The sequence below is a fragment of the Pseudokineococcus marinus genome, assembly GCF_013004605.1.
In the GTDB taxonomy this organism is placed as follows: Bacteria; Actinomycetota; Actinomycetes; order Actinomycetales; family Quadrisphaeraceae; genus Pseudokineococcus; species Pseudokineococcus marinus.
The window spans coordinates 1-1,389 of record NZ_JABEMA010000521.1 but is presented as its reverse complement, the minus strand read 5'-3'; the positions used below and the strand labels follow the sequence as shown (position 1 = coordinate 1,389).

The 1,389-nt window shown below is 78.7% G+C and carries 2 protein-coding genes; one reads left to right on the top strand and one right to left on the bottom strand.

What is annotated here, in order from left to right; translation table 11 throughout:
* The first annotated feature begins 308 nt into the window (after positions 1 to 308).
* Positions 309 to 1,154: an MBL fold metallo-hydrolase gene (locus HLB09_RS17170; protein ID WP_171204499.1), complete on the top strand. Its 846-nt coding sequence runs from the start codon at positions 309 to 311 to the stop codon at positions 1,152 to 1,154.
* A 22-nt stretch (positions 1,155 to 1,176) separates the two neighbouring features.
* On the opposite strand, the gene HLB09_RS17165 is transcribed toward HLB09_RS17170, so the two are convergent.
* Positions 1,177 to 1,389 (bottom strand): hypothetical protein (locus tag HLB09_RS17165; protein ID WP_171204498.1); only part of this gene is annotated, 213 nt, incomplete at its 5' end.

Below are 1,389 nucleotides of genomic sequence, written 5' to 3'. Positions count from 1 at the left end.
ACCGCGGTGCTCACCGGCGCGCGCTGAGCCGGCCCGCGTCGGGGCGCCACGGAGGCGTCACGGAGGCGCCACGGGGCGCCACGGAGGCGCAGCGGGGGGCGCCGCGGGGCGGGTCCGCTTGCCGGGTCCGCCCCGCGGGCGCACCGTGGGCCGTCCGACGGGATCAGCGCTGGAGACGGCGGCGCGTCCCGTGCGCCCGCGAGGAGCACCCAGATGGCTGCGCGACGGCACGGCACCGCAGACGCCCGGCACGACGGGGGGCGAGCCGGTGCCCCGGTCCCGGCGGGCCGCGGCGGGGAGGTCCGACGGTGACGACCTCCGACCCCGACCCGCGCGGGGCGGCGCCGGTCGCGACCGCCCACTTCGTCGGGACGGCGACGGCCGTCCTGCGGCTGGGACCCTTCACGCTGCTGACGGACCCGAACTTCCTCCACCGCGGCCAGCGCGCCTGGCTCGGGTACGGGCTCGTCAGCAAGCGCCTGTCCGAGCCGGCGATGAGGGTCGACGAGCTGCCCGCGCTCGACGGCGTCGTGCTCAGCCACCTCCACGGTGACCACTTCGACCGGGTCGCCCGGCGCGGTCTCGCGCGCGAGCTGCCCGTCCTCACCACCGGGCAGGCCGCCGAGCGCCTGCAGCGCTGGGGCTTCTCCGCGGCGCGCGGGCTGGCGACGTGGGAGACGACCGTGCTGCGGCGCGACGCCTGGACGCTGCGCATCACCTCGACGCCGGGCACGCACGGGCCGGGGCCGGTGGCACGGGTCCTGCCCGAGGTCATGGGCACCGTCTACGAGCTCCTCCACGGCGAGGGCGGCGCGGAGCCCGCGCTCGTCCACCGGCTCTGGGTCAGCGGCGACACCCTCCGTCGGCCCTTCCTGCACGAGGTCGTCGAGCGCCACGGACCGCTCGACGCGGCCGTCCTCCACCTGGGCGGCACGCGCGTGCTCGGGCTGCTCGTGACGATGGACGCCCGCCAGGGCGCCGACGTCGTCCAGATGCTCGCGCCCGGCGTCACCGTCCCCGTGCACTACGACGACTACACGGTCTTCCGCTCCTCGCTCGGGCACTTCGTCGACGAGTGGCGGCGCCGCCGCCTGCCCGGCGAGCTGCGCCTCGTCCAGCGCGGGGAGACGGTCTCGCTCGTCCCCGCCCCCTGAGGCGCCGCCCGACGTCGCGCCCTCACGCCGCCCGGTCGTCCGCCGTCCGCCGGCCCGCTGTCCGCTGGCCCGCTGTCCGCTGGCCCGTCGTGCGGTCGCTGGTGGCCCGCAGCCAGCCCCGCAGGAGCGCGGTGGCGGCGCGGTCGGGGACGGCGCGGAGGAGCGCCTCGGGCAGGACCCGGCCGGTGGGCTCGCGCCGCGACGCCTCGGAGACGAGCGCCGTGCGGGGGTGGCT